Source organism: Nitrospirota bacterium (genome assembly GCA_040757335.1).
In the GTDB taxonomy this organism is placed as follows: Bacteria; Nitrospirota; Nitrospiria; order 2-01-FULL-66-17; family 2-01-FULL-66-17; genus JBFLXB01.
Map to the genome: position 1 here is coordinate 18,483 of JBFLXB010000026.1, position 23,621 is coordinate 42,103.

Sequence of the window (23,621 nt, forward strand, 5' to 3'; positions counted from 1 at the left end):
ATGCGCACCCTTGCGGCCATCGACGTCGGCGCCAATGCCATTCGGATGGCGGTGGCCACGCTCGACGACGCGGGTCGCCTCTCCATCATCGACCGCGTGCGGGAGCCGGTTCGGCTCGGCACCGACGTGTTCGCGTCCGGCTCCGTGTCCGAGGAGGCCATCGAGCGGGTGACCGACGCGTTCATCCGGCTCCGGGCGCTCGTGGATCGGCACGGGGCCACGCAGGTCAGGGCCGTGGGCACCAGCGCGCTCCGAGAGGCCGCCAACCAGGAACTGGTCCTGGATCGCGTGTTCCAGGCGTCGGGCATCGATGTCGAGGTGGTCAGTGCGGACGAAGAGGCGCGGCTGATCTTCCTGGGCGTGGCGTCGCGGGTCGACCTCACGGATCGCCGCGCCCTGATGATCGACATCGGCGGCGGGAGCGTGGAGATTTCGCTCGCCGCGGACGGGCGCCTGCTCTCCACCAGCAGCTTCAAGCTCGGCGCGGTCCGATTGCTGCAGGTGCTGGAGGAAAAGAAATACGGCGAGCGGCAGTTCGGCCGCTTGGTGCACGGGTACGTGAGCGCGATCGAAAAGCTGCTGCGCCAGGAAATGGGGCAGCCGGTGGATCTGTGCGTGGGCACCGGCGGCAACATCGAGTCGTTGTGGGAGTTGTGCCGGTCCCTGTCCGGTGAAGACCGAGGCGGCGTGTTCAGCCAGGGAGAACTCGATACCGTCCTCAAGAAACTGCAGTCCTTGACCATCGCGGAGCGGATCCATGAGCTGGGCTTGCGTCCGGATCGCGCGGACGTCATTGTGCCGGCCGCGATCGTGCTCCAACACGTGTTGGCCTTGGCCGGGACGGTCGACGTCATGGTCCCACAGGTGGGGCTCAGAGAAGGGCTCCTGGCGGACATGGCCTCGGCGTCGGACGGCAAGCGGCACGCGCCGCCGCGGGACCAGCTCATGAGCTGGGCGCTCCGGTTGGGGCGCAAGTACGCGTTCGACGAACCGCACGGCACCACGGTGGCCCGGCTGGCCGCCCAAATGTTCGACGCGACCAAGGCCGTCCATCACCTTGACGACGAGCACCGTTTGCTTCTAGAGCTGGCCGCGCTGCTGCACGACGTCGGCCATTTCATCAACGTGTCCGAGCACCACAAGCACACGTACTACCTGCTCACCGCGAACCCGATCTTGGGTCTGAGCGAGGCGCAGATGGCCGTGGTCGCCAACGTGGCGCGCTATCACCGCAAGTCGCCGCCCAAGCCGCATCATCGAGGCTACATGGCGTTGGGTCCCAAGGAGCGGGTCGCCACCTCGAAGCTGGCCGCGCTGCTGCGCGTGGCCGACGCGCTGGACACGCAACACAAGGGGAAGGTGACCGATCTGATGGTCGATTCCAACCGTCGACAACTCGTCATCCGCCTCAAAGGCGACGGCGACCTGTTGCTGGAGAAGTGGAAGGTGATGAAGAAGGCGGGGATGTTCGAGGAAGTGTTCAGCCTCAAGTGCCTGGTGGAGTAGGTCCGTGACCTACCGCGTAAACGACGACGAGATCACCGGAAAACTGATCGCGGTCGAAGGCCTCGACGGGTCCGGCAAGTCCACGCAGATCTATCTGCTCAAACGATGGCTCGATCTGGGCGGGTACAAGGTGGCGTTTACCGAGTGGAACTCGTCCTCGGTGGTCAAAGAAGCGACCAGCAAAGGCAAAAAGCGCCAGCTCCTAACCCCGACCACGTTTTCGCTGATCCACAGCACGGATTTTGCGGACCGCTACGAGCGCCAGATCCTGCCCATGCTGCGCGCGGGGTTCCTGGTGTTGGCTGATCGGTACATCTACACCGCGTTCGCGCGCGACGCGGTGCGAGGCTGCGACCGCACGTGGCTGCGCAGCCTCTACAGCTTTGCGCGGCCGCCGGATCTCACGTTCTTTTTCAACGTGCCGCTCGCCGTGGCGCTGCGACGCATTCTGGACGGCCGGCCGCAGTTGAAGTACCACGAAGCCGGCATGGATCTGGGCCTGTCGCCGGATCCGTACGAGAGTTTCAAACTGTTCCAAGGCCGCATCCACGACGAATACCTGCGCATGAGCCGGGAGTTCGGCTTCATCATGATCGAGGCCGGCCGCTCGCCCGAGGTCCAGCAGGACGAGGTGCGCCAGATCGTGCTCAAACACATCGACCTGCCGCGTTACAAATGGCGAGGACACCGATGACCCGCAAGCGCTTCTACGGCCGCCGATTGCCGGGCGTGGATCCCCGCGGGCTGCGTGGCAAGTTGATCGTGATCGAGGGCGCGGACGGCTCGGGGCGGTCCACGCAAATCGGGCTCTTACGCGATTGGCTGGAGCAGCGCGGGTACGCCACGGTGAACGTGGGGCTCAAGCGATCCATGCTGGTGGGCGAAGAGCTGGAGCGCGCCAAACAGGGCAATGTCTTGAGCCCGCTCACGCTCAGCCTGTTTTACGCGACCGACTTCGTGGACCAGTTGGAGAACAAGATCATCCCCGGCCTGCGGTCGGGATTCGTGGTGCTGGCCGATCGCTACATCTACACGTTGATGGCGCGCGACATCGTGCGCGGCGCGGACCCGGCGTGGATCAAAGAGGTCTACAGCATCGCGTTGGTTCCGGACGCGGTGTTCTATCTCTGGGTGCCGCCGCGCGTCCTGGCGCAGCGCAACCTGCTCAAGAACGCGGCGCTCGACTACTGGGAGTCCGGCATGGATATTCGCCGCAAGGGCGACATGTTCGAATGTTTCATCCGCTACCAGCTCCAGATCCAAAAGCACTTTCGCGCCATGCAGGCCACCTACGGGTTCCACACCATCAACGGGAATCGCTCTCCCCAGATGATCGCGCAAGTGCTCCGGACCAAGATCGATGCGGTGCTCCAACCCGCCGGGGCCGGCTCGGTTGAAGGCGTTCTACGATGAAGGCGTCGGGTCGGGACGGCGGCCGGAGGGCCGCCAAGGTTCGGCGGGCGGCCTCGGGTCGCCTCACCGCCCCGCAACGCGACGTGCTCCTGCGGCTGGACCACCTGCGCTCGATGGCGCGCGAGATCGCCAGGTCGTATCTCGCCAACATCGAGCACGACATTATCGAAATCCGCGAGACGGTCGGGAGCACCAAGACCCCGGACGGGTACAAGGCCACGTTCCGCGCGATCGGCCGAATGGGCGAGGTGTTGGACGACCTGACCCTCAAGCCGCACAAGGGCCGGCGCAGCGACCTGAAGAAAGTGGAGAAGACGATTCGGACGCTTCAACGCGTGATCGCGAAACAGGATGCCGCGGACCCGGGGAGCCGCCGGTGAACGAGCCGCGGCTGCGCGCGCTCACCGACTCGGCTTCGGCAGCCTGCTGACGACATGGACCTGTACCTGCTTCGCCACGGCGTCGCGGTCCCGAGAGGCACGCGGGGATACGCCAATGATCGAACCCGGCCGCTCACGCCGGAAGGGCGGCGTCGCTTGGCAGCCGTCGCGCTCGGCATGCGGACGCTGGGGCTCAAGTTCGACGCGATTTTCTCGAGTCCCTACGTGCGCGCGCGGGAGACCGCGGAGGTGGTGGCGAGGCGCCTGGACATGGACCGCCACGTGGCCACCTCGCCGCTCCTGGCGCCGGACGCGGACATGGCGCGGCTCTTGTCGGAGATCGACACCATGGTCAGCCGGGCCTCGGCACGTGTGTTGTTGGTGGGGCACGAGCCGGATCTCAGTCGGTTGGCCTCCACTCTGGTATTCGGCGACGACGGCGGGTTGATCAAGCTGCGCAAAGGGGGCCTCATCAAACTGAGCGTCGATGAGTGGCAGCGGGGTCGCCGCGCGCGCCTCGAATTCTGTCTGACTCCGGAGCAACTCAGGCTGTTGGGATCGACCACCGGATCACACGAAGACCTGGAGGGACTCTGATGGACGCGGGAACGCTGTATGAGAATGAGGAGGAGCGTCGGCAACATTGGCGGGCCATCGAAAGCGTGGCGCGTGACGTGCAACGCCCGATCGAAGAAATCCAACCGCTCTACGAATCCGAGTTGGCCGAGCTGCGCAGGGAAGCGCGCGTCAAGGACTTCTTGAGCGTGTTGGCGTGCCGGTACGTGCGATTGGCCCTCAAGCAAGGTCAACACTGGCACTGAGGTCTTGCGATCGGCCCGGATTTACAAAGAATTAACACAGCGATAACGTTCGGGAAATTCGGGTCTGGTAGCGTCGCACTGTCTATCGCCACGGGCAACGGGCCCATACGATTGGCGATGCCCCACTCGATCTCGGGGTCGGTGAAACGCGCGTGAAGAAATCGGTCCTCTTGGTCGAAGACGACCCGGATATCGTCCGGCTGGTGACGCACTACCTGGAAAAGGACGGTTTTCAAGTCCAGGCGGCACCGACCGGACCGCAAGGTCTGGGGGCGGTCCGCAAGCGCAGACCGGATGCGGTCATCCTGGATTTAATGTTGCCCGACATGGACGGGTACGAGGTGTGCAAACGGCTGCGGTCCGATCCGGCCACCGCCACGGTGCCGATCATGATGCTCACGGCCAAGGGCGATGAGACCGCGCGAGTGGTGGGACTGGAGATCGGGGCGGACGATTATGTCACCAAACCATTCAGTCCCAAGGAAGTGGTGGCCCGGCTTCGCGCGCTGCTTCGCCGGTCGGCCCCGCCGCCGTCGCCTGCGGGCCAGCGCCTGGTTTATCGCGATCTGGTCCTCGACGTCCCGCGCCACGAAGTGCTGGCGGGGGATCGGTCCGTGTCGCTGACAGCCAAGGAATTCGCCTTGCTGCGGTACTTTTTGATGCACCCCGGCATCCTCGCGACCCGCGACGCGCTCCTCGAATCGGTCTGGGGCGAGACCACGTACGTGGGCAGTCGCACCGTGGACGTGCACATCCGACGACTCCGCGAAAAGATCCCGATGCTGGCGGCCGCGATCATCACCGTCAAACCGTTCGGGTACAAGCTTCGCGACCCCAAGAGCGACGACGAGGACTGACCGCCCCGTCGTGATCGGACAGGGTTCACAACCGGTCGGCGTTGCGTGAAGACCGAGGATGTTGCGGGTAGGCGATGAAGACCGTGCTGTTCGTGTGCGTTGAAAACTCGTGCCGAAGTCAGATGGCCGAGGCGTTCGCCAGCATGCTCGGGCCGGGCGTCATCCAGGCCTACAGCAGCGGGTCGCGCCCATCGGGCAAGGTGAACGAGAAAGCGATCGCGTCGATGAAGGAAGTGGGCTACGACCTGTCGAATCACCGGTCGAAATCACTGGCCGACGTTCCCACCATCGAATACGACGCGGTGGTGACCATGGGCTGCGGGGACGAGTGTCAGGCGATACCAGCGAAACGAAGGCTGGAGTGGGATATTCCGGACCCCAAGCAGTTGGATGCGAAGCGGTTCGGCGAAGTGAGAGACCTGATCAAACACAAGGTTCAGCGCCTGATCGACGACATCCGCGGCCCCTCCCGGAAATTTACGCTACCGTAAACCACGCTTGATCCGCTGGTAACGCGGCCCCGGTACGCTTTGCCCTGATGATCCGCTGGGGCGATGCCGGGGACGTCGCGTGAAGATCCTCTACGGAGTTCAGGCCACGGGCAACGGCCACCTCACGCGTTCGCGCGAGGTGGTGGCTGCGCTGCGCCGGGCCGGGCACCACGTGGACGTCTTATTGAGCGGCCGCCCGCCCGAGAAGTTGTGGGGCGTGGAGGACCTGCAGCCGTTCCAGGTGAGACAGGGCCTCACGTTCGCGGTGGACCGCGGGCGTATTGATCCGTGGGCCACGGCTCGCGGTCTGGATCCAATCGCCTTCTATCGGGACATCCGGGCCTTTGACGCGAGCGGAGTGGACGTCGAACGCGATCACCAATAACAGCGGCATCACCGACGGCCAGACTGCGGCTTCGAGCACGGTGGCGGCGGCGAACGCGTTCATCGAGTGCCCGGACGGGAACGAGTAGTAGTCACGCGCCGAGGCCGGCGCGTGCAGATCACGATGCGCGTGGCAGGGCCGCTCCCGCCCGGTGGTTCGTTTCATCACCACAAATACCAGATTCGCGGCGCCACACGCGACCGCGCCCGCGACGAACACGCGGAGCGATCTCGCCTGCAGCGCGGCCAGCGCGACCGCTCCCCACAGCCACCCATCGCCCACGCGGGTGAACCCGATCATGACCGCGTCCACCCACGCTGCGTGCGTCTCGGGCACGAGGCGCCGGATCAGCGAGGCTTCCCAGTGGTTCAAGCGGGAGATCAGTTCCATCAGTCGTCTCCGCGTCTCACCATACCCGATGGGTGTAAACGCTCGATCAACCGGACGTTACGCCTGGGTCAAATCTTGGAGGATCAAGTCCGGAAGGCGGAGGGATCGAACTTAACCCGTTTGTAACCGCTCTTTGAATGACGCGCAATGCACGTCCGCTACGATGCCATCCGCGGCCATGATCGGTGGGTGACGTGGAGCCGGGCGCGGAAGGAGCCATTGACAGCCAGACCATCCTGCTGATCGAGGACGATCAGGACATCGCCCGATTGATCGAGCGCGAGCTGGTGGGCCATCACTACCGCGTGGAGCGATTCGAGAACGCGCAGGCGAGCCTTCGCAGAGCGCGCCGCCCTGACGTCGACCTGATCGTGCTCGACCTGCTGCTGCCCGACATGCACGGGTTCGAGGTGTGCCAGCGGCTTCGCAGCGAAGAGGCTACGGCCGCGGTGCCGATCGTGGTGGTGACGGCTCTGGCGGACGAAGCGCACCGCGTGCGCGGCTTCGAGGTGGGCGCCGACGACTATGTGACCAAGCCGTTTTCCGTGCGCGAGCTGGTCACCCGGGTGCGCGCCTTGCTGCGACGCGCGGCCATGGGCCGACGGCCGGCCCAAGAAACGCGGGGGGACCTGTGCATCGACCGTCGGCGCCACGAGGTCACCATCCGCGGCGAGGCTATCACCCTGACGCCCACGGAATTCACCCTGCTCGACTTCTTCGCCAAACACCCTGATCGGTCTTCAGCCGGGACGAGCTGCTCACCCATCTATGGGGCGAAGAATCCGTCATCTTGGAGCACAACCTCGACGTCCACATCTGTTCGCTCCGCCGCAAAATCGAGCGCGACCCCAAACATCCGACGTTGCTGGTGACCATTCGCAACGTGGGCTTCAAGCTGGTGGACGGGGGCGGAACCGCGCTGGTGTCGCCGGTCAGCTAAACGCGGCCTACAATCTTGCAAAACCGCGCCCGCGGGTGTTAGAACCGGTACAATCCTGTCGCCTGGACCGCGAGGACGCTCGGTGACATCGCACACTCTGCAGGTCGACTTTCAGCAGTACCGCACCCTCCTGGACGTTTCGGAGTCCATTGCCGCGCACCGCGACCTCAAGGCCCTGCTTCGTGATCTGTCCCAACGGCTGCTGTCGGTGGCTCAACTCGAATTCATCGGGCTCATTCTGCACGATGCCGAGCGGGATGTGATGCGGGCGTATTACCTCGGGACCGGCGAGGCCGAAAGCGTCACTGGACTTGAGATTCCAATGGCGGAGTCCGCCAGCGGGTGGGTGTACAACACGCAGCAGGTGCTGGTGGTGCGCAATCTGGACGAGGAACCGCGTTTTCCCGCGGTGAAGGCGGTGCTCGAGCAGATGGGCGTGAAGTCCTACTGCCTGTTCCCGCTCACCACCGCGGTGCGGCGCTTGGGTGCGATCGGGTTCGGCAGAAAGAGCCTGAGCGCATTCCCCGAGACCGAGTTGGAGTTCCTGCAGCAGGTCGCCAAGCAGGTGGCGGTGGCCATGGACAACGTGCTCAACTTCGAGAGCGCCCAGGTCGCGCAACAGCAATTGGCGCTCGAGCGCGACCGGTTGCGGCTTCTGCTGGAGGTCTCGGAATCCATCGCCTCGCATCGTGACCTGAAGGAGCTGTTCGAGGATCTGGCCCAGCGGCTGCCCCAGATCGTCCCGTTCGACTACATCAACGTGGTGCTGCACGACGCCGTTCGCAACGTCATGCGCCTGTGCTTCCTGGTGACGAGGGAACCCAGCACCTTCAGCACGGGTTTGGAAATCCCCATGGACGAGTCGCCTGGTGGGCTGGTGTGGAACACCCAACAGCCGCTGACCGTGGATGACCTCTCGCAGGAGACGCGGTTCCCGATGCTCACTGCGAAGTTGCGCGAGAACGGGGTGCAATCCTTCTGCGTGGTGCCGCTGACCACCGCGCACCGCCGTCTGGGGGCCATGGGATTCGGAAGCCTGCAACCGAGAACGTACCAGCCCGCGGAGATCGGTTTCATGCAGGAGGTGGCCAAGCAGGTGGCGGTCGCGGTGGACAACGCGCTCAACGCGGAGTCGGCGCGGGCGGCGCAGCAGCAACTCGCGCACGAGCGCGACCGCCAGCAGTTGCTCCTGGAGATCAATAACGCCGTGGTTTCCAACCTCGCGTTGAATGAAGTGTTCACCGCGGTCAGCGGGTGTTTGCGAAAAGTGATTCAGCACGACGGCTCGAGCCTGGTGTTGTACGACCCGGAGACTCGGGCGTGCCGCGTCCACGTGCTGGACTTTGCGACGAACCAGAGCGTGGTCGAAGAAAAACAAGCTGGCCCGAAGTGCACCACGCCGGCCAGCGTCGCGATCAACTCGGGCAAGCCGGTCGTCTTCAGCGAGCAGGACCTGAAGGCGATGTCAACGGAATCCGAAATGGCGCGATGTGTCCTGGCCGACGGAGTGAAGTCGCTCTGCTGCGTCCCGCTGGTCTCTCACAACCACATGCAGGGCACGCTCAACCTGGGCCGGCGCCGCGACGACGCGTTCAGCCAGGAAGACGTTGAGCTGTTGAGCCAGGTGGCGCAGCAGATCGCGATCGCGGTCGAGAACGCCTTGGCCTATCGGGAGATCGCGGAGCTGAAGGAACAGCTCAACAAGGAAAAGCTCTACCTGGAAGAGGAAATTCGCACCCAATACAACTTCGAGGAGATCATCGGCGAGAGCGCGGCGCTCAAGCGCATCCTGAAACAGGTCGAGACCGTGGCGCCGACGGACTCCACGGTGCTGATCCAGGGCGAGACCGGCACCGGCAAGGAACTCATCGCGCGGGCAATCCACAATTTGAGCGCCCGTCGCGAGCGAACCTTCGTCAAGATGAACTGCGCGGCGATTCCCACCGGGCTCTTGGAGAGCGAATTGTTTGGGCATGAAAAGGGCGCGTTCACCGGCGCGATCGCGCAGAAAATCGGCCGGTTCGAGCTGGCGCACAACGGGACCATTTTCCTGGATGAGGTCGGGGACATCCCGCTGGAGTTGCAATCCAAGTTGCTGCGGGTGCTGCAGGAACAGGAGTTCGAGCGTCTCGGCAGCACCAAAACCATCAAAGTCAACATCCGTTTGGTGGCGGCCACGAATCGAGTTTTGGCGCAGATGGTCGCGGACAAACAGTTTCGCAGCGACCTCTACTACCGCCTCAACGTGTTTCCCATCACGGTGCCGTCGCTGCGGGAGCGCCCCGAAGACATACCGTTGCTGGTTCGCTACTTTGCCCAGAAATACTCGCAGCGCATGGACAAGCGGGTCGAGACCATCCCGGCCGACGCCCTGACCGCGCTCTCCAAGTACCACTGGCCGGGCAACATCCGGGAGCTCGAGAACCTGATCGAACGCTCCGTGATCCTGTCCCACGGCTCCGACCTCCGCGTGCCGCTGGGAGAATTGAAGGTTCGGAGCACCGCGCCGTCGGATGGGGATGCCACGCTGGACGGAGCCGAGCGCCGCCACATCCTGCGCGTCTTAAAGGAAACCGACTGGACAGTCGGGGGCGCCTCCGGCGCCGCGGCTCGCCTCGGCATGAAACGCACGACGCTGCTGTCGCGCATGCGCAAGCTCGGCATCACCCGTCCCTCGTAGCAAGCTGCTGAAAAAGTCCATCTGCGGCGGGTTTTAAGGTGCCACGGCCGCCTCACCGTCTCGGCGGCGCTCGTGGCTTGGCGCCACTTCTTCGTGGCGCCACTCGCCTCACGTACGAACTTAGTACGCTGCGGTGCGGGCGCTCGCGGCGCCTTGCGGCTGGAGCTTTTTGAGCAGCCTGCCCGCGGGATTCGCGGGCACAAGATTTAGAACCTTTCCTCTCGGCCAACTACGCCCGAAAGCTCGATGTCGATTTCGGCCTCTGCCGAACGACTACAGGGCGTGAAGATCAGGAGCAGACCAAGCCCGTCGCACTGTCGATCGCTCGACATCTGTCGGTATTTCGACACGAACGCGTCGACACGGTCTCCTGGTTTAAACCGGCCTTCGGCACCACGATCTCGCAACTCGTTCGTACTTTCCGCTACTTCCGCGATGGTGTCTCCGTGTCACAGGCTTTGGCACGAGACTCGCTATAGATACTGACGAGACCACGTGACGACGAAAAGGAGGACGGCGATGAAAGTGACATTCAGAATGGCTGATGGAACGCGGGCCGGCATCGTGCCGAGCAGGGATTTGCGGGAGCTGGCCGAGCAAGAGTTGGGCGTCGAGTGGACGGCTCCGGCTGCGAAGGTGCCGGTGGTGTTCTGGGTCCGGAACCAGCAGGCTCTGGACCGGGTACTTGATCGGTTCGGAGCGATCGACCGTGCGGGAGCGCGCCGCAGGGGTTTCAGAGCGATCTCATGCTGAAAATCACGCGTCGGGATGAGGGTGGGACCGCGGTGATCCAACTCGAAGGAAGGCTCGTCGGGCCCTGGGTCAAGGAACTCGAAGAGTGCTGGCGCTCGGTCGCGGCGAAACAAACTCTTCCCGTGCGCGTGGATTTGACCGCGGTGAGTTACATCGACGAAGCCGGAGCGGATCTGTTGAGGACCATGTGCCAGGAGCGCGTCGACTTGAAGGTCAAGGGCTGTTTCACCACCTGTCTCATCCAAGGAATCAGGCACGCATTCCGGCGTTCGGAACGGAAGCGATGACGTCACGCAGTTTTTCGATGAAAGGATTCGCGATGCACGCAACGACGGACAGAACAGATTTCAGCGCCCAAACTCTCGGGCTTGGCGCCGGCCTCCTGGCGGCCGGATTGTTGATGGTGTTGTCGGGGTGCAATCAGGCCGCAGGCTCACCTGCGGCCCCTCCGCCGCCGGAGGTGGCGGTGGTGACGGTGCAACCGCGCGACCTTCCCGCGGTGTATGAATACGTGGGTCAGGTCGCGGGCGTCCGCGAAGTCGAGGTGCGTGCGCGGGTCTCAGGCATCCTGGAGCGCTGGAACTATAAGGAAGGGGCGGCGGTGAACGCCGGGGACAGCCTCTTTACCATTGATCCGGAACCGTTCCAAGCCGAACTCGCCCGCGCCGAAGCGGATCTCGCGCGCGCCGAAGCCAATCTCTCGCAGGCCACGCGCACCGCCGGCCGGTTCAAGCCGTTGTGGGAAGCCCGGGCCGTGAGTCAGAACGAATACGACGACGCCTTGTCCGCGGAAGAGGTCGCGGCGGCCAACGTGAAGGCCGCGGAGGCGGCGGTCACCCAGGCGCGGCTGAACCTCTCCTACACCCGCGTGGAAGCGCCGATCTCCGGGATCACCAGTCGCGCGGTGGTGTCCGAAGGGAGTCTGGTGCAGGCGCAGCAGACGCTGTTGACCAGTATCTCGCAGCTCGATCCGGTGCACGTTATCTTCAGTTTCACCGAGGCCGAACACTTGCGATTCCGGCGCGAGCTTTCGGAAGCGCGATTGACCTTGCCCCGGGACGGCCGCTTCGACGTGAAATTGACGCTCGCGGACGGCAGCGAGTACCCGCACGCCGGAAAAGTGGACTTCACCGACGTGCGCGTGAACACGAACACCGGTACCATCGAGGCGCGAGCCGTGATCCCCAACCCGCAGCGCCTACTGCGCCCGGGCCAGTTCGTGCGCGTGCACCTGTCCGGAGCCACCCGCCCCAACGCGATCGCGATCCCTCAGCGTGCGGTGTTGGAGGGCCCCGGCGCCAAGATCGTGATGACCGTGAACAAGGAGGGGATGGTCGAACCGCGGCCGGTGCAGGTCAGCGACTGGTCCGGGGCGGAATGGGTGATCACGGGAGGACTCGAACCGGGTGACACGGTCATCGTGGACGGTGTGGTCAAGGCGCGCCCAGGATCCCCGGTCAAAATCGCGCAGGCGCCGGACCAAAGCGCGGAACAGTCCGGCCCGGAGCCGCAGGCTCGAGAGAACCAGGCCACCCAACCAGCCGCCAAACCCGCGCCTGCTCAGCACGCGCAACCCGAAGGAGCACACTGATGTTCGCCCGATTCTTCATCAACCGCCCGATCTTCGCGGGCGTGCTCTCGATCTTTCTGGTGCTTGCGGGTCTGGCCGCGGTGCGGATTCTCCCGATCGCGCAGTACCCCGAGATCGCGCCGCCGGTGGTGACGGTCCGCGCCGTGTATCCCGGGGCGTCGGCCGAAACGTTGGAACAAACCGTGGCCGCGCCGTTGGAAAACCAGATCAACGGCGTTGAGGACATGCTCTATATGAGTTCCACGTCGAGTTCCAACGGCGCGGTGGAGATCAACATCACGTTCGAGATCGGCAGCAACGTGGACCAGGCCACGGTCAACGTGAACAACCGCGTCAGGCAGGCGGAAGCCAGACTGCCGCAGGAAGTCCGCCGCCAAGGCGTGACCGTGGAAAAGAACTCGAGTTCGTTCCTGCAGGTGCTCGCGTTCTATTCACCCGACGGGACTTTCGACGACGTCTACACCAGCAACTACGTCACGCTCAACGTGCTCGACACCATCAAGCGCATCCCGGGCACCACCAACGTCCAGATCTTCGGCGCCAAGGACTACGCCATGCGGATCTGGCTGCGGCCCGACCGCATGACGCAGTTGAAGCTCACCACGTCCGACATCGTGCGGGCGCTCAACGAGCAGAACGCGCAGTTCGCAGCGGGCAAGATCGGCCAGACGCCCACCGCCGGTGCGCAGGAACTCGTGTACACCGTCACCACCAAGGGCCGACTCTCCGAGACCTCGGAATTCGAGAACATCATCCTTCGCTCGAACCCCGACGGCTCGGCCTTGCGATTGAAGGACGTGGCGCGGGTGGAACTGGCGTCCAAGGATTACGACTTCATCGGCCGGGTCAACGGCAAGGAAGCCACGTTGATGGGCATCTTCCTCCAGCCGGGCGCGAACGCTCTGGCCGTGGCCAAGGAGGTCGGGCAGACCATGCAGAGCCTGGCCGCGCGGTTCCCACAGGGGTTGCAGTACTCCAACGTGTACGACACCACCCGGTTCGTGGAAGTGTCGATCCGGGAAGTGGTGAAGACCCTGGCCGAAGCCATGGCCTTGGTGTTCCTGGTGGTGTTTCTGTTTCTGCAGAACTGGCGCGCGACGTTAATTCCGTTTTCAGCGGTGCCCGTCTCGCTCATCGGCACCTTTGCCGGGCTGTTCCTGCTCGGCTACTCGATCAACATGCTGACCTTGTTCGGCATGGTGCTGGCGATCGGCATCGTGGTGGACGATGCGATCGTGGTGTTGGAAAACGTCGAGCGCATCATGCGCGAGCAGCGCAAATCCGCGCGCGAGGCCGCGATCCAGGCCATGCAGGAGGTCACCAGCCCGGTGATCGCGATCGTCCTGACCCTGTGCGCGGTGTTCGTGCCGATCGCGTTTTTGGGCGGCTTGGCCGGCGAGTTGTATCGGCAGTTCGCGGTCACCATCACGATCGCGGTGGTGCTCTCCGGCATCGTGGCGCTGACCCTGACCCCGGCCCTGTGCATGATGATCCTCCGGCACGGCCATCGGCAGCCTGGCCGATTCTTTGCCTGGTTCAACGGTTGGTTCCAGCGGTTGACCGCTCGCTACACCAACGGCGTGGCGTGGATGATCCGTCGCAGCGCAATCGGCCTGGCCCTGTTCGCGGGCATGGTGGTCATCACCGCGGGGTTGTGGCGCGCCACGCCGGGCAGCCTGGTGCCGGACGAGGACCAGGGGTACTACATCGGCGCGGTCTTTCTCCCGGACGGGGCGTCGCTGCAGCGCACGGACAAGGTGGTGGGAGAAGTGGTCGAAGCGATTCTCTCCAATCCCGCCAATGAATTTGCGATCGCGTTCACCGGATTGGATTTTCTCGGCGGCGGTTTCCGCAACAGCGCCGCCACCATCTTCGTCACCCAGAAGCACTGGGACGAACGCGCGGTCGCGACTCCCCAATTGGTGGGCGAGTTCTTCATGAAGACCGCGCACATCAAAGAAGCCTTGGTGCTGGCCTTCGGACCGCCACCGATCTTCGGGCTGGGGAATTCCGGCGGGTTCGAGTTCTACGTGCAGAACCGCGGCGAAGGCGGGCCGCAGCGCCTGGCCCAGGTGATGGGGGAATTTCTGACCGCGGCCAACCAGGACCCCATGCTCGCGGGCGCGCAGACCCTGTGGCGCTCGAACGTGCCGCAGCTTCGCGTGGACGTGGATCGCGAAAAGGCCAAGGCGCTGGGTGTGCCGATCAACGATCTGTTCGACACGTTGTCCGCGACCTTGGGCTTCTACTACGTGAACGACTTCAACCGATTCGGGCGGACCTGGCAGGTGTTGATGTCCGCGGAACCCTCGTATCGGAGCAAGCCCGACTCGGTCGGCGAGCTGTACGTGCGATCCGAACAGGGCGGAATGGTGCCGGTCAAGGCGCTGGCCACAGTCAACTACACCGCCGGACCCGAGACGCTCGATCGGTTCAACAACCTGCCCGCGGTGAAGATCCTGGGGCAAGCGGCTCCGGGCGTGTCCTCGGGCCAGGCCATCCAGACCGTGGAGCGGGTTGCGGAGCAGGTGTTGCCAGCGGACTTCAGCTTTGACTGGGGCGGCGCGTCGTTCCAGGAAAAGCGATCCAGCGGCACGTCGGGCCTTGCTCTCGGACTGGCGGTGGTCATGGTGTTTTTGATCCTGGCCGCCCAGTACGGAAAATGGTCGCTGCCGATCTCGGTGCTGCTGGCGTTGCCCTTCGGTACGTTCGGCGCGCTGGCCGCGGTGTGGTTGCGGGGCTTGACCAACGACGTGTACTTCCAAATCGGCCTGGTCACGTTGCTGGGGCTGGCCGCCAAGAACGCGATCCTGATCGTCGAATACGCGGTGTTGAAGCACCGCGAGGGCATGTCTCCCACTGACGCCGCGCTGGAAGCCGCAAGGCTGCGCTTTCGGCCGATCCTGATGACCTCGCTCGCGTTCATCCTGGGCGTGGCGCCGCTCGCGTTCTCCACCGGCGCGGGAGCAGGCGCGCGCATCTCGGTGGGCACCGGCGTGATGGGCGGCATGTTGGCCGCGACCTTCCTGGCCATCTTCTTCGTGCCCATGTTCTTCAAGCTGATTTCCGGCCGACGCCCTGCGACACCGCGGTCGAACGCGGACGGCGCAATCGACGTGGAATACCAAAAGGCTATGGTCGGCGGAAACGGGGCCACGGCCCCAGCCGCGCTCACGCCGCAAGGAGGACGGTCATGATCTGGCAAGTGGTTATTGTGGCGATTGCCATTCTGCTCTCGGGCTGCACGCTCGGGCCGGATTACCGCAGGCAGACGATCGACACGCCGGATGCGTGGCCCACGCCGGCGACCGCAACGTCCGTGCCGGCGGAGTGGTGGCGCGGATATCAGGATCCGGCGCTCGACGCCATGATCCGGGAAGCGCTTAGTCACAACGCAGACCTGCGGCTCGCGATCGCACGGGTGGACGAGGCGCGCGCGAGTCTGGGCGTGGCGCGAGCCGACCAGTGGCCTGGGGTCTCGGCCAACGCGTCCGCGTCGAGAAACCGGGCGAGCGAAGACAGTGCGTTGGCGCTGCCGGGCGTGGACCCGATTTATAACAACGTGCGCGCCACGTTGGACGCGTCGTACGAAATCGACTTCTGGGGCAAATACCGGCGCGCCACCGAAGCCGCGCGGGCCGAGCTGTTGGCGACGCAATTCAATCGCGACGCGGTGAGGCTGGCGCTGATCGCCGACGTGTCTCGCGGCTATTTCAATCTCCGGGCGCTCGATGCGCAGGTGGCCATCACCAAGCGCACGGTCTCGACCCGGTTGGCGTCGCTGTCCCTGCAACGCGAGCGGTTCGCGGCCGGGGTGGCGTCCGAGCTCGAACTGCGGCAGGTGGAAGCCGATGCCGCGGCAGCGCAGGCGTTGCTGCCCGTGCTCGAAACCCAACTCGCGCGACAGGAAACCGCGCTCTCGGTGTTGCTGGGCCGCAGCCCGCGCGAGATCGTGGGTTCGACGCCCGAGCGGGGCGCCGCGATCGAGGCGCTCACGGTGCCGCCCGCGGTGCCCGCGGGGTTGCCGTCGGATCTGTTGGAGCACCGGCCGGACCTGCAACAGGCGGAGCAGCAGTTGATCGCGGCCAACGCGCGGATCGGCCAAGCCAAGGCCGCGTATTTCCCGTCCATCACCCTGACGGGTTTTCTCGGCGGTGAGAGCACCAAGCTCGCGGATCTGTTCAGCGCGCCTGCGCGGATCTGGCAGGTCTCGGGATCAGCGGCTCAAACCGTGTTCGACGCGGGCCGGACGGGTTCGCTGGTGAAGGCGGCGAAAGCGCGGGAACAGCAAGCGCTGGCCCAGTACCAGTCCGCGATCCAGAACGCGTTCCGCGACACCCTCGACGCGCTGGTGGCGCAGCGCAAGGCGCGCGAGACATTGGACGCCGAGCAGGCGCGGGTCGCCGCGCTCCAAAGCGCGCTCGACTTGGCGCGGCTGCGTTATCAGAACGGCGTGTCCAGCCAGCTCGACGTGCTGGATGCGGAGCGCGGGTTGCTGGCCGCGGAGCTCAATCGAGTCGAGGCCCAGCGTGCGCAACTCGCCGCCACCGCGGATCTGTTCAAGGCGTTGGGCGGCGGGTGGGAGAGTGACGCGCCATTGGAACGACGGGCAGCATCTTCGGTGGGTGCGGGTGGTTGACCGCGTGTCGGCTCGCCCGTCTACCGGATCGTCCGGCTCCGGCGTGGTCGTGCGCCTCGAGTCCGACCAGGTCTGGACGCGTCGGGTACAGCGGGGTTCCGATCTCACTGTAACCTGCTTGCGCGGTCAGGTGTGGATGACCCGCGAGGGAGACTCTCGGGACCACTTTCTGCGCGTCGAGGACACGTATACCAGTCGCGAACCCGGGCTGGTGTGTGTGCAGGCCATGGCTCCGTCGCAGTTGTTCGTGAAGTGGAAGGGATGAGCGGGCTGCTGCCCGAGGAGGTGATCAAATGAACAGGACGATAGTCGTTATCCGCCTCGTCACGTGGCTGTCAGTCGTGGGGGCGCTGGGCGTCACGTTCTGGATCGGTCATGCCCTCCAACTGGCTCCACTGCACATGTTCCTCGGAGGCCTGCTGGTGCTCTCGCTCTGGGCGCTGGCACTGCTGTCGTTCCGGCAGGGAGCGCGTCGCGGGCTCGGCGCCTTTGCCGTTGTCTGGGGGTTTATCGTCCCGTGGTTGGGGATGACTCAAGTCCAGATCCTGCCGGGCGAGCATCACTGGGTGGTCCGGGTCGCGCACTTGCTGGTCGGCGTGGTCGCGCTCGCCCTCGCCGAACGCCTTGCCAAAGACATGCGCGCCGTGGATGGGACGATGCCGGCGAGGTCCGGACGCGTTGACCGCAGCGGGGTGCCGACCTCCGCGTGACCTGCTTGAGCGGTCAGGTGTGGATGACCCGCGAGGGAGACGCTCGGGACATGACGCTGCCGATTCGTGATCCGGCGAACTTATAGACTTTTTGGTTCGCTGTCGATTTTCCGCCTCCCCGAACGACTATTGGGTGTAGACGGCAACTCACGCGGGTATCGAACCGGCAGGCCCCTATGTCCACAGGAGAGAACGCCATGCAGTACATGCTAATGTGCTGTTTCGAGGAGAAGGCGTGGGAGAAGTTGTCAGGCGCCCAGAGGGACGAGATCATGAAGAAGTACGGAGAGGTGATCCAGGGCCTCATCAAGAGCGGGCACCTCCGGGGCGGTGGGCGACTGCATGCAACGGCGTCAGCCACGACCGTGCGCATGAAAAGCGGCGCGCCGGTCTTCACCGACGGGCCGCTCGCAGAGACCAAAGAGCAGTTTGGCGGGTACCACCTCGTTGAATGCAAGGACCTGGATGAGGCGATGTCGATCGCGGCACGCATCCCGACGCTCCCAGTGGGCGGGGCGATCGAGGTGCGTCCTGTTGCCATGACGGAGTGCTAACCTCCGAAGCTTGAAAGGAGACAGACCATGCGATTTATGATCATCGTCAAAGCCACCAAGGAGTCGGAAGCCGAAACGAGGCCGACTGATTTTGTCGACGAGAAGCTCATTGCCTGCATGGCCGCGTACCACGAGGAGCTGGCCAAAGCCGGCGCGCTGCTCGATGGCTCGGGGCTCAAGCCGAGCTCGAAGGGCTGGCGCATCAAGTACGACGGAGAGAAGCGCACCGTGGTCGATGGGCCCTTTGCCGAGACCAAGGAGCTCATTGCCGGCTACACCCTGATTCAGGTGAAGTCGAGGGAAGAGGCGCTCGAGTGGGCCAAACGCTTTCCCAATCCCGCGGGCGACGGCAAGGAGGCCGAGATCGAGGTTCGCGAGCTGTACGAACTGGAAGACTTCGCACCCAGCGAGTCGGTGGAGCGCTTTCGCGACCTGGAACTTGGAAAGAAGAAGTAATCGCGACGATTCGAAAGGAGATGAGATGAAGTTCCTGTGCCTGATCTGTGCCGAGAAGGTAATGGAGCAGATGCCCGAGGCCGAGGCGGCAAAACACTTCCAGGAATACCTCGAGTTCACCGAGGGCATCAAGGCGAGCGGCCACTTCGTCGGAGCGAATCGACTCCAGCCTGCGGCGACCGCGACCACGGTCCGTGTCCGCAACGGCAAGGTCTTGATCACTGACGGACCTTTCGCCGAGACCAAGGAACAGTTCGGAGGCTACTACCTCATCGAGGCCAAGGACCTGAACGAAGCCATCAACGTGGCCGCGAAGATTCCAGGCGCGCAACGTGGGTGTGTCGAGATTCGCGAGGTCGCGGAGGACCCGCAGACGCTCGCGCTCGGACTCGACGCTCCGCGGACGAATACCCTCAAACAATGAACAGCAGACTAACGAGGGGAGGGGAGCGATGAAGAACAAAGTCGTGATGTTCGAGATTCCGGCGTCCGATTTCAAAAAGGCCAAAAAGTTTTACGAGGCGGTGTTCGACTGGAAGGTTGAACTATGGGGCGACGAGGGGGCCATGGCGCTCACCACGGCCGCGGACAAGGATTACAACCCGACAGAGCTTGGAGGCATCAACGGCGGATTCTATCAACGCAAGTCCAAAGACGACCACCCCTCGTTCGGCGTGCAGACCGAGTCCATCGACCAGACGTTAATAGCCATCGAGAAAGCCGGAGGGAAGGTCGTCACGCCGAAACACGCGATCGGCGAGTGGGGGTTCATGGCGGACTTTGCGGATCCGGAAGGTAACGTCATCGCGCTCTGGGAACGGCCGAAACACTAGCCGCGCTCAATGACAAGGAGGAGTCAGATGCGATATGTGGATGGGTTCGTCTTACCCCTGCCGAAGAAAAACCTCAAGGTGTATCGCCGCATCGCCCAGAAGGCGGGGGAAGTCTGGCGAAAGCACGGCGCCCTGGACTACAAGGAGTGTGTGGGCGACGACCTCAACGTGAAGATGGGCCTGCCGTTCCCGCGCCTGGTCAAGCCCAAACCGGGCGAGACCGTGGTCTTTGCCTACATCGTGTTCAGGTCACGCGCGCACCGCGATCGCGTCAACGCCAAGGTGATGAAGGACCCGCTCATGAATGATCCCGCGCTCAAGAACATGCCCATGCCGTTTGACATGAAGCGCATGGCCTACGGCGGGTTCAAGGTCCTGGTCGACGCCTGACGCGTCGTAATGAGGAGCGCTGCAATGACGGCCGATGCATCACCGCACATTTACCGCGTCGATAAGTTCGTGGTGCCAAAGGCCGCGCGTCAGGAGTTCCTGGGCAGAGTCCGCAGCACGCACCAGCTCCTCAAGGCACAACCCGGGTTTGTTCAAGATGTCGTACTCGAACAATCATCCGGTCCGGGGAGATTCAACTTCGTCACGCTGGTCGAGTGGCAGAGTCAGTCCGCCATGGACGCGGCCAAGGCCGTGGTGACGGCCGCCCACGCGAAGAGCGGCTTCAACCCGCAAGAACTGTTCGCACGACTGGGAATCGAAGCGGATATTGCGAACTACACCGCCATCGACACCTGACCCGTCATCTCGACCAGCAGGCGCGGCATGAGTCGGTTATCGGAGCGAACGTCTCGCCCATCGGCCCCACGCGATACTGCAAGACCCCAAGACGTTCCGCGAGCGCTGTACAGGGGAGTTTCTTGCCGGCGGTACGGGAACCATTGGCGGAGGTTAGGGGCCGTGCGCAATGTGCGGGTCATCCGAGAGGATGTGCGCCACCCGTACGATCGACCGGCCATCCACTGCGAGATAGGTCACCCGGTTCGGGCCCTCAAAGTGCAATCCCGCTATGGCGTCGTAGAGCTCGCCCTCGATGCCGTCGATCACTGCCCGCCAGCGCACGCCTCTCGCGGCGAGATAGGCCGCGTGGCGACTGTCGGGGCTGAACAGGGGTTGGAGGATGCGATCGTAGGCAGCCGGCTGCATTCCGTCGATGATCGCCTGCCACTTGGAACCCCCGGCATGAGGGTTGACGTAAGCCACGCGCCGGCCATCGGGGCTGAGCGTGAAGTACAGGCCCCAGCCGGGGCTCCCGGGGGGACGCGGTCGCTCGTGGCCGTCGACCACCACGAATCGCTCGTGACCCCGCTCTGCCAGGTACACGAAACGGCCGTCGGACAGGAAGGCCACCGACCCGATCCGATCATACCGAGCCTCCTGTTCGGCGCCATCCAGGACCACGATCGGCTGACCAGCTTGCATCGCCTTGTACGCGAGGTGCCGGCCGTCCGCGCTAAACCGCGCGGAAAAGGCATCGATCCAGTCGTAGGGCGGCCCTTCGACTCCGTCGATCACGGCGGACCATCTCCCGCCACGTTTTGCGGCGTACGCGACTCGCTCACCCGTGGGGTCGAAAAACCCGGGGATCTCGAGTGGAATGATGCCCCCGAATGAGAGCGCCAAGTCGTAGTCTCCCTGCTCAACGCCGTCCACCACGACCATCCAGCGGTCTCCGCGGCGGGCGGTGTAGGCCAAGCGCTGGCCGTCCTGGCTAAAATCGATGACGCCAATTTCGTCATACTCAGGACTGGATATCCCATTTCGGACCACGACCAGTCGGCGCCCTGGCCGGGCCACCCACGTCGAGTAGTACCCGCCCGTGTTTCCGTATCGGTAGATGCGCTCGTTCAGCGCCACGCTGTCCATGTCCCGTTCGTACTCTGGAACCTTCCCGCCCGCGTCGGCGGGAGGCTGGGCAGTCGACTTGATCTCGCGCACCCCGACGTACACGGGCTGGCCGTCGTCCGTGAAATAGTAGGTGAGCCCCAGGTGGGAAAATGCCTCGCTCTCCACACCGTCGAGCACCATGACATTTTTCTTGTCGCGCCACGCGGGATACATGTAATGGGAGCCGTCTGCGCTGAATCGCGGAAGATCCTGAACGACTTCGTACTCCTGGCCCGGGCGGCCGTCGATCACGAGGAAGGATTTTGCGCCGCGTCGGGCCTTGTACGCGATCCGTAGACCGTCGGGGGAGGTGGTAATCGGGGGAACATAGGCCCAACGCGTGCGGAGGTTCTCCAGTTCCATCGTTTCCGGGATGCGGGCGACCGATTCTTCGGTCCCGATTAGTCGCGGACCACGGCCCTCCACGATCCTTGGATCCGACAGGGTCACCCACCCCAGGACACACGCCATGACGACCGACGCCATCACGCCGGCCAATCGTATCGCTTCCCGGGGCCGATCCGGATCAGGACGGCGAGCGTCTCCGCTGAGCCGACGGGCCAGGCGGGGCGCGACGAGCCCTGAGGCGGCACCGGCGACTACCAGCGTTATGCCGACTAGCAGCAGGTCGACAGTGCCGTAGGGAAGGTGGAGAAACCGCGTGAATAAGGGATATAGCGCGGCGGCCGTCACGAGCATGTAGATGGCGCCTGCGAGGGGGTACACCCACGTAGTCAACCGGCGGCGGAGCGCAAGGAACACGGCATCCCCCACGACAGCCGATCCGACCCCGGCGAGCACGAACAACAGGATCTGATGGAGTTGGAGAAAGCCTTCGATCACCCGGGGGAGAAACAAAAGGCTCGAAAAGAACCATTGAATGGCGGCCAAAGCCGCGAGAACCGGCCGGTCAGCCCAGGCCACGGCGGCAAGGCGCCATGAGACGAACACCAGGTAGAACACGAAGGCTCCGAGCGGGCCTCCCAGACCGCGGTCCACGGGGTTGAACGGAATCGTGAGGACGTTCAGAAACCCGCCTACCGACGCTATCGTGAGGACGATTAGCGCCAGCCACCATCCACGGGGTGCGCCATCCCGGGCGAGCGCCATCAGCAATCCGATCCCGATCGCGATCGCCGAGGCCATCGCCACCACATGCGGTGGGCTCCAGAGAATCCACAGGCTGTCGAACGATTCGCGACCAAAGAGCCGATGCCACAGCTCGTCGAATGGCGCGGCCAGAAAGATCAAGGTCACGCCAGCTCCCCAGATCTTCAACGGAATCTCCCAGGCGACACCGGCCCGTCGCCGTTCCCAGGCCCGGGCCAGAAAGCCCAGCGTGGTCACGCCGATCGCGGTGTACAGCACGAGATGCGGCGGGATCCAAAATGTGTCCCGGCCGATGGCGATGTGCCACCAGCCATCGAAGTACAGGGCGAACGTCGCGAAGAACAGCCCAACCACCCCCAAGACGATCGGAAGATGGCTCATGGTCCGACTCCGGGTTGAAGGGGACCCCACACCTCTTGAGCCCCCGGCAAGATACCCGACGCGAGGTGTGAGAACGCGTCAGACTGGCTGCGAACAGACACCGCCACCGAGACCAACGCGCCGAGGACCACGACCACCATTGCGGCGTCGCGGAGGGCCAATCCCCTTCGGCCCTGTGGACCGCTCGGCGGTCGGCAGAACGTCTCAAACTGTGGGGTCGCCACGCGATCCGCCGCTTTCAAGGTGTGGAACCGGCGTCGGAGCTCGTCGTCGGTGCCCGCATCAGTCATGATCGACCTCGTGCAGTTCCATCCAACAGCGCAGCCGCTTTTTGCCACGGTCGTAGTGCTGGCGAACCGCACCAATCGACACGCCCATGACCTCCGCCGCCTCCTGAAGACTCATCTCGTGATAGAAGACCAGGTGCAGGGCCTCGCGCTGGCGAGACGGTAACTCGGCGAGCGCCCGTCGGAACAACCCGCGGAGTTCGTCGCAGTACACCGCCCGGTCCGCGTCCGAGGCGTAAATCGGCGGTGCCGCTGCCCCGGCCTGTGCAGCGGACCAGAACCGGCGCACCAGGGCGCGCCGGCGTTCATCCAAGGCGGTCTTGCGGATGACGGCGAACACCCAGGTCTTGAACGACGCACGCCCATCAAACCGGGCTCGATGATCCAGAATCTTCACATAGGCCGTTTGCAGCACGGTCTCCGCCTCCAGCGCGTCGCGCGCGCAACAGGCCCGAGCCCAGCCCACGCTGTCGGGATGCAGCCGCTCCAGGTGCGCGCGCAGGTCTCCATCCTCCATCGCTCGATGTTCCCGATGGTCAACGTATTAG

At 64.3% G+C, this 23,621-nt stretch carries 28 protein-coding genes and 2 pseudogenes; 26 read left to right on the forward strand and 4 right to left on the reverse strand.

The annotated features are described in order from the left end of the window. From AB1451_12855 to AB1451_12895, 9 genes are all read left to right on the forward strand, one after another. Positions 1–1,506, forward strand: a complete 1,506-nt coding sequence (locus tag AB1451_12855; GenBank protein MEW6683792.1) for a Ppx/GppA phosphatase family protein — start codon at positions 1–3, stop codon at positions 1,504–1,506. Between the two features lie 4 nt (positions 1,507–1,510). Continuing rightward, positions 1,511–2,200 carry a thymidylate kinase gene (locus AB1451_12860; GenBank protein ID MEW6683793.1) on the forward strand — a complete coding sequence of 230 codons (690 nt, stop codon included), beginning with the start codon at positions 1,511–1,513 and terminating at the stop codon, positions 2,198–2,200. Next, the gene (locus AB1451_12865) at positions 2,197–2,919 is read left to right on the forward strand and encodes a thymidylate kinase (GenBank protein MEW6683794.1); all 723 of its coding nucleotides are present in this window, start codon (positions 2,197–2,199) and stop codon (positions 2,917–2,919) included. Before AB1451_12860 ends, AB1451_12865 begins: the two co-directional genes overlap by 4 nt. Next, positions 2,916–3,299, forward strand: a complete 384-nt coding sequence (locus tag AB1451_12870) for a hypothetical protein (GenBank protein MEW6683795.1) — start codon at positions 2,916–2,918, stop codon at positions 3,297–3,299. The genes AB1451_12865 and AB1451_12870 overlap by 4 nt, the downstream gene beginning before the upstream one ends. A gap of 54 nt (positions 3,300–3,353) precedes the next feature. Next, positions 3,354–3,896 carry a phosphohistidine phosphatase SixA gene (gene sixA, locus AB1451_12875; protein ID MEW6683796.1) on the forward strand — a complete coding sequence of 181 codons (543 nt, stop codon included), beginning with the start codon at positions 3,354–3,356 and terminating at the stop codon, positions 3,894–3,896. Further along, the gene (locus AB1451_12880; protein ID MEW6683797.1) at positions 3,896–4,120 is read left to right on the forward strand and encodes a DUF3562 domain-containing protein; all 225 of its coding nucleotides are present in this window, start codon (positions 3,896–3,898) and stop codon (positions 4,118–4,120) included. The genes sixA and AB1451_12880 overlap by 1 nt, the downstream gene beginning before the upstream one ends. A gap of 152 nt (positions 4,121–4,272) precedes the next feature. Further along, a complete protein-coding gene (locus tag AB1451_12885) occupies positions 4,273–4,977 on the forward strand; it encodes a response regulator transcription factor (protein MEW6683798.1) in 705 nt (234 codons plus the stop codon). A gap of 74 nt (positions 4,978–5,051) precedes the next feature. Beyond that, a complete protein-coding gene (locus AB1451_12890; GenBank protein MEW6683799.1) occupies positions 5,052–5,468 on the forward strand; it encodes an arsenate reductase ArsC in 417 nt (138 codons plus the stop codon). A 142-nt stretch (positions 5,469–5,610) separates the two neighbouring features. Beyond that, positions 5,611–5,853: a hypothetical protein gene (locus AB1451_12895; protein MEW6683800.1), complete on the forward strand. Its 243-nt coding sequence runs from the start codon at positions 5,611–5,613 to the stop codon at positions 5,851–5,853. 15 nt (positions 5,854–5,868) lie between these two features. Here the strand turns inward: AB1451_12895 and AB1451_12900 are convergent. Further along, positions 5,869–6,243: pseudogene (locus AB1451_12900) on the reverse strand (phosphatase PAP2 family protein). Positions 6,244–6,437: 194 nt separating this feature from the next. Here AB1451_12900 and AB1451_12905 point away from each other — a divergent pair. From AB1451_12905 to AB1451_12985, 17 genes and pseudogenes are all read left to right on the forward strand, one after another. After that, positions 6,438–6,803, forward strand: a pseudogene (locus AB1451_12905) (response regulator). A gap of 230 nt (positions 6,804–7,033) precedes the next feature. Beyond that, the gene (locus AB1451_12910) at positions 7,034–7,183 is read left to right on the forward strand and encodes a helix-turn-helix domain-containing protein (GenBank protein ID MEW6683801.1); all 150 of its coding nucleotides are present in this window, start codon (positions 7,034–7,036) and stop codon (positions 7,181–7,183) included. Positions 7,184–7,265: 82 nt separating this feature from the next. Next, the gene (locus AB1451_12915) at positions 7,266–9,863 is read left to right on the forward strand and encodes a sigma 54-interacting transcriptional regulator (protein ID MEW6683802.1); all 2,598 of its coding nucleotides are present in this window, start codon (positions 7,266–7,268) and stop codon (positions 9,861–9,863) included. Between the two features lie 519 nt (positions 9,864–10,382). Beyond that, positions 10,383–10,616, forward strand: a complete 234-nt coding sequence (locus AB1451_12920; protein ID MEW6683803.1) for a hypothetical protein — start codon at positions 10,383–10,385, stop codon at positions 10,614–10,616. Then, positions 10,610–10,903 (forward strand): STAS domain-containing protein, encoded by a 294-nt coding sequence (locus tag AB1451_12925; GenBank protein MEW6683804.1) that lies wholly within the window; start codon positions 10,610–10,612, stop codon positions 10,901–10,903. Before AB1451_12920 ends, AB1451_12925 begins: the two co-directional genes overlap by 7 nt. Positions 10,904–10,935: 32 nt before the next feature. Next, the gene (locus AB1451_12930; protein MEW6683805.1) at positions 10,936–12,207 is read left to right on the forward strand and encodes an efflux RND transporter periplasmic adaptor subunit; all 1,272 of its coding nucleotides are present in this window, start codon (positions 10,936–10,938) and stop codon (positions 12,205–12,207) included. Then, entirely contained in the window at positions 12,207–15,404 is a 3,198-nt protein-coding gene (locus AB1451_12935) for a multidrug efflux RND transporter permease subunit (GenBank protein ID MEW6683806.1), read from the forward strand. Before AB1451_12930 ends, AB1451_12935 begins: the two co-directional genes overlap by 1 nt. Beyond that, positions 15,401–16,846, forward strand: coding sequence for an efflux transporter outer membrane subunit (locus tag AB1451_12940; protein MEW6683807.1), 1,446 nt, complete (start codon positions 15,401–15,403; stop codon positions 16,844–16,846). Before AB1451_12935 ends, AB1451_12940 begins: the two co-directional genes overlap by 4 nt. After that, positions 16,839–17,111 carry a DUF2917 domain-containing protein gene (locus AB1451_12945; protein ID MEW6683808.1) on the forward strand — a complete coding sequence of 91 codons (273 nt, stop codon included), beginning with the start codon at positions 16,839–16,841 and terminating at the stop codon, positions 17,109–17,111. Before AB1451_12940 ends, AB1451_12945 begins: the two co-directional genes overlap by 8 nt. Positions 17,112–17,139: 28 nt before the next feature. Beyond that, entirely contained in the window at positions 17,140–17,556 is a 417-nt protein-coding gene (locus AB1451_12950; GenBank protein ID MEW6683809.1) for a hypothetical protein, read from the forward strand. After that, positions 17,553–17,642 carry a hypothetical protein gene (locus tag AB1451_12955; protein MEW6683810.1) on the forward strand — a complete coding sequence of 30 codons (90 nt, stop codon included), beginning with the start codon at positions 17,553–17,555 and terminating at the stop codon, positions 17,640–17,642. The genes AB1451_12950 and AB1451_12955 overlap by 4 nt, the downstream gene beginning before the upstream one ends. Positions 17,643–17,753: 111 nt before the next feature. Next, a complete protein-coding gene (locus AB1451_12960; protein MEW6683811.1) occupies positions 17,754–18,110 on the forward strand; it encodes a YciI family protein in 357 nt (118 codons plus the stop codon). 27 nt (positions 18,111–18,137) lie between these two features. Next, positions 18,138–18,566 carry a YciI family protein gene (locus AB1451_12965; GenBank protein MEW6683812.1) on the forward strand — a complete coding sequence of 143 codons (429 nt, stop codon included), beginning with the start codon at positions 18,138–18,140 and terminating at the stop codon, positions 18,564–18,566. Between the two features lie 25 nt (positions 18,567–18,591). Continuing rightward, complete coding sequence (locus AB1451_12970) at positions 18,592–18,990, forward strand: YciI family protein (protein ID MEW6683813.1); 399 nt, start codon at positions 18,592–18,594, stop codon at positions 18,988–18,990. A 28-nt stretch (positions 18,991–19,018) separates the two neighbouring features. Then, positions 19,019–19,399 (forward strand): VOC family protein, encoded by a 381-nt coding sequence (locus AB1451_12975; GenBank protein MEW6683814.1) that lies wholly within the window; start codon positions 19,019–19,021, stop codon positions 19,397–19,399. Between the two features lie 27 nt (positions 19,400–19,426). Next, on the forward strand, positions 19,427–19,789 hold the full coding sequence (locus AB1451_12980) for a DUF1428 domain-containing protein (protein ID MEW6683815.1): 363 nt from the start codon (positions 19,427–19,429) through the stop codon (positions 19,787–19,789). Positions 19,790–19,813: 24 nt separating this feature from the next. Further along, on the forward strand, positions 19,814–20,146 hold the full coding sequence (locus AB1451_12985) for an antibiotic biosynthesis monooxygenase (GenBank protein MEW6683816.1): 333 nt from the start codon (positions 19,814–19,816) through the stop codon (positions 20,144–20,146). A gap of 153 nt (positions 20,147–20,299) precedes the next feature. Here AB1451_12985 and AB1451_12990 read toward each other — a convergent pair whose 3' ends face one another. Genes AB1451_12990 through AB1451_13000 form a run of 3 tightly spaced genes read right to left on the reverse strand, consistent with a single transcriptional unit; the run spans position 20,300 to position 23,590 of the window. Continuing rightward, a complete protein-coding gene (locus tag AB1451_12990; GenBank protein MEW6683817.1) occupies positions 20,300–22,786 on the reverse strand; it encodes a hypothetical protein in 2,487 nt (828 codons plus the stop codon). Next, positions 22,783–23,076, reverse strand: coding sequence for a hypothetical protein (locus tag AB1451_12995; GenBank protein ID MEW6683818.1), 294 nt, complete (start codon positions 23,074–23,076; stop codon positions 22,783–22,785). The genes AB1451_12990 and AB1451_12995 overlap by 4 nt, the downstream gene beginning before the upstream one ends. Then, a complete protein-coding gene (locus tag AB1451_13000; protein MEW6683819.1) occupies positions 23,069–23,590 on the reverse strand; it encodes an RNA polymerase sigma factor in 522 nt (173 codons plus the stop codon). Before AB1451_13000 ends, AB1451_12995 begins: the two co-directional genes overlap by 8 nt. Between the last annotated feature and the right edge of the window lie 31 nt (positions 23,591–23,621).